This window comes from Mycobacterium sp. TH-M15 (assembly GCF_057473705.1).
Genome location: NZ_JBYCLB010000455.1, coordinates 1 through 3,654, shown reverse-complemented (window position 1 = coordinate 3,654; position 3,654 = coordinate 1). Strand labels below are relative to the sequence as shown.

3 protein-coding genes and 1 pseudogene are annotated in these 3,654 nt (G+C 69.5%); 1 reads left to right on the top strand and 3 read right to left on the bottom strand.

Going from position 1 to position 3,654, the window contains the following annotated elements; genetic code table 11:
- From AC2VNT_RS11025 to AC2VNT_RS11015, 3 genes and pseudogenes are all read right to left on the bottom strand, one after another.
- Window positions 1-453, bottom strand: a pseudogene (locus tag AC2VNT_RS11025) (FtsX-like permease family protein); the annotation flags it as partial.
- Between the two features lie 104 nt (window positions 454-557).
- Window positions 558-1,331, bottom strand: coding sequence for an ABC transporter ATP-binding protein (locus AC2VNT_RS11020; RefSeq protein ID WP_486946889.1), 774 nt, complete (start codon window positions 1,329-1,331; stop codon window positions 558-560).
- A 200-nt stretch (window positions 1,332-1,531) separates the two neighbouring features.
- Window positions 1,532-2,365 (bottom strand): DUF3109 family protein, encoded by an 834-nt coding sequence (locus tag AC2VNT_RS11015; RefSeq protein ID WP_486946888.1) that lies wholly within the window; start codon window positions 2,363-2,365, stop codon window positions 1,532-1,534.
- An 84-nt stretch (window positions 2,366-2,449) separates the two neighbouring features.
- Between AC2VNT_RS11015 and AC2VNT_RS11010 the strand changes: the two genes are divergently transcribed.
- Window positions 2,450-3,484: a Ppx/GppA family phosphatase gene (locus AC2VNT_RS11010; RefSeq protein WP_486946887.1), complete on the top strand. Its 1,035-nt coding sequence runs from the start codon at window positions 2,450-2,452 to the stop codon at window positions 3,482-3,484.
- Window positions 3,485-3,654 lie beyond the last annotated feature (170 nt).

Below are 3,654 nucleotides of genomic sequence, written 5' to 3'. Positions count from 1 at the left end.
GACGCTCAGCGGCAGCACCGCCACCAGGCCGTTGTTGACGTCGTTGAGCTCTTCGACCCGCTGGAACTTGTCCATCGACATCTCGCCGGCGTCGCTGATCAGCTTCGCCGAGACGTCCAGCGTGTCGCCGAACTCGGTCGACGTGGCCGGGGGTGGTTCGCGCTGTCCGTGCTCGCACACCTTGGGGTTGACGATCCACTGCGCCGAGCAGTCGACACCGAGGCCCAGGACGAATTGCTCTTTTTCGCCGTTGCGGATCGGGGTCACCCCCCGGATGATCGGGACGACGGCCGCCACCCCGTCCACCGACCGGACGCTGCTGATCACGTTCGGCTCGATGCCGCCCCGGCTCTCCGCGCCGATCACCCGCAGCGGGGCCGGGCCGGCGATCCGGTACCCGACGTCGTCGACCGCCTTGCTGACGCTGGTGGTCTCGATCAGGACGGCGATCACGACGGCTACCCCGCCGCCGAGGGAGAAGGCTGCTAGTGCAGCGCGCAGTACGTGCCTACGGAGGGCCCGGAAGTTGATGATCCGGAGAACACCGAAGGTCGCGCCTAATGTCCCGCGAGCCATGTCACATTGCTGGGCGTCCCGACCGGACCGGTGTCGCTCTCCACCCGGCCGTCCCGCAGCGAGATCAGCCGGGGAGCGTCATCGGCGATCGACCGGTCGTGGGTGACCAGGACGATGGTCTGGCCGGCCGCATTCAGGGTGTACAGCGCGTCGATGACCTTGCTGCCGTTCACCGAGTCCAGGTTGCCGGTCGGCTCGTCGGCGAGGATCACGTCCGGCGTCATGAACAGCGCCCGGGCGACCGCCACCCGCTGCTGCTCGCCGCCGGACAGCTCACCGGGGACCCGCTTGGCCTTCTGGCCCAGCCCGACCTGGTCGAGCAGCGAGATCGCGTGCTCGTACTCGGCGCGGCCGGACCGGCCGGCCAGCAGACCGGGCAGCATCACGTTCTCCGCGGCGGACAATCCGTTCAGCAGATTGAACGCCTGGAAGACGTAGCCGATGGTGTGTCCGCGGACCGTCGCCAGTTGCCGACGGGACAGCTGCGAAATGCTCTGCCCGTTGACCAGTACGTCACCGCTGGTCGGGTGGTCCAGCAGGCCGAGGACGCTCAGCAGCGTCGACTTCCCAGAGCCGGACGGGCCGACCAACGCCACGAATTCGCCGCGGGATATCTGCAAATCGACATCGGTGAGAATCGGGGTGATCGCGTCACCGTCACCGAATGACTTGCTCAATTTGCGCGTCTCCAGGACGACCCGCGGCTTTACCCCCATCGGGGCCACGTGTCCGTCGTGGTACGGCGGGGTCTGCACGTTCCGCATCTTCGTTTGGAAAATCATCTGACTCCGTCGGCGTCGTGAACTCCGGTTGACCGCGTCAACAGCGCCCGGCCCGCCCCTGGGTGGTGGCGTGTCTACGACGCGGTGGTGTCTCGCGATCATACCGACGGATCGGCTGTGATCCGAATCGGCTGGTTGGGCCCAGCGGCTTCGCCGACGGCACCAACCGGAGGTCAGCGCCGCTTTTTGGCCTGCTCACCGGCGCGGGCCTGCCGGGCGGTGCGGGTGGCCGGGTGCACCGCCACCAGGCCCTGCGCGTTGCGCTGTGTGCAGATTGCCGCCAGCTCCGCGTAGGCGCGTTCGCCTAGCAGCTCGGTGAGCTCGGCGGCCAGGCTCTGCCAGACCTGCCTGGTGCCGACGTGGGCGGCCGGGTCTCCGGTGCAGTACCAGTCCAGGTCTGCACCGCCGGGGCCCCAGCCGCGACGGTCGAACTCGGTGATCGTGGTCTTGAGGATCTCGGTGTCGTCGGGGCGGGTCACCCAGTCCTGGGTCCGCCGGATCGGCAGCTGCCAGCAGACGTCGGGCTTCATGGTGAGCGGTTGCACACCCAGCCGGACCGCCTTGATGTGCAGGGCGCAGCCCGCGCCGCCGGCGAACCCGGGCCGGTTCAGGAAGATGCAGCCGCCCCGGTGGACCCGGGTGCGCAGCTGCTGCTCACCGTCGTTCTCGTCGAGCTCCAGGTAGCCGGCGCGGCCGAGGCCTTCGGCGCGGAACTGCCAGTCGTCGTCGGTGAGCTGCGCCACGGCCGCGTCGACCCGGGCGCGGTCGTCGTCGTCGGAGAGGAACGCCCCGTGCGAGCAGCAGCCGTCATCGGGCCGGTCGGCGATGATGCCGCGGCACGCCGGGGTGCCGAAGACGCACGTCCAGTGCGAGAGCAGCCAGGTCAGGTCCGCGGCGATCAGGTGCTCGGGGTTGTCCGGGTCGTAGAACTCCACCCATTCGCGAGGGAAGTCTGGCTCGACCTCTCCCGGGTGGGAGCCCGGGTGGGCGGGCTGCGCGGGGGTCACGCAGTTCACGGTAGACGACTGTTTTTCCCGGCGTTCGCCGCGTGGTTTCGGCGCGGAGCGGACCGCGCGGTTAAGTTTGCTTGCGTGCGGTTGGGTGTGCTGGACGTGGGCAGCAACACGGTTCATCTTCTGGTGGTCGATGCGCATCGGGGTGGCCATCCCACCCCGATGAGTTCGACCAAGTCCACGCTGCGGCTGGCCGAGGCCACCGACAGCTCCGGAAAGATCACCCGTCGCGGGGCCGACCGGCTGTTGTCCACCATCGACGAGTTCGCCAAGATCGCGTCGAGTTCCGGCTGCGCGGAGCTGATGGCGTTCGCCACCTCGGCGGTGCGTGACGCGTCCAACTCCGAGGACGTGCTGACCCGGGTGCGCAAGGAGACCGGCGTCGACCTGCGGGTGCTGGCCGGCGAGGACGAGTCGCGGCTGACCTTTCTGGCGGTGCGCCGGTGGTTCGGCTGGAGCGCCGGGCGGATCATCAACATCGACATCGGCGGCGGCTCACTGGAGTTGTGCAACGGCGTCGACGAGGAGCCCGAGGTGGCGTTGTCGCTGCAGCTGGGTGCTGGCCGGCTCACCCGCGAGTGGCTGGCCGAGGACCCGCCCGGCCGGCGCCGGGTGGCGATGCTGCGGGATTGGCTGGACACCGAGCTGGCCGATGCCGCCGCAGAAGTGCTCGACGCGGGCCGGCCGGACCGTGCGGTGGCGACGTCGAAGACGTTCCGCTCGCTGGCGCGGCTGACCGGGGCGGCGCCGTCGGCTGCCGGACCCCGGGTGAAGCGAACGCTGACCTCGACTGGCCTTAGACAGCTCATAAATTTCATCTCTAGGATGACCAGCGCCGACCGGGCCGAATTAGAAGGGGTGAGCGCCGAACGGGCGCCGCAGATCGTGGCGGGAGCCCTGGTGGCGGAGGCGAGCATGCGAGCGCTGTCGATCGAGACCGTGGAGATCTGCCCGTGGGCGCTGCGCGAGGGGCTGATCCTGCGCCGGCTGGACAGCGAAGCGGACGGGGCCGTGTTCCGGGAAACCGCGTCGATGCAGGCGCTGGTGCGAGATGCTGGAGACCGGAAAGCTGATCGGAGCCCGACTGACCGATCGAGAGGCGATATGCGATGACCGGACCCGACACCCGAGACGAGGCGACCCGCCCGGTTTCGGTGGCGGAGTTGCTTGCCAAGAACGGCACCATCGGCGCACCGCCGGTCACCGGGCGCCGGGGGCCGCGCCGCGGCACCAGCAGCGCGGGGGCCGTAGCCGCACAAAACCGCGCCCTACCCCGCGGGAGG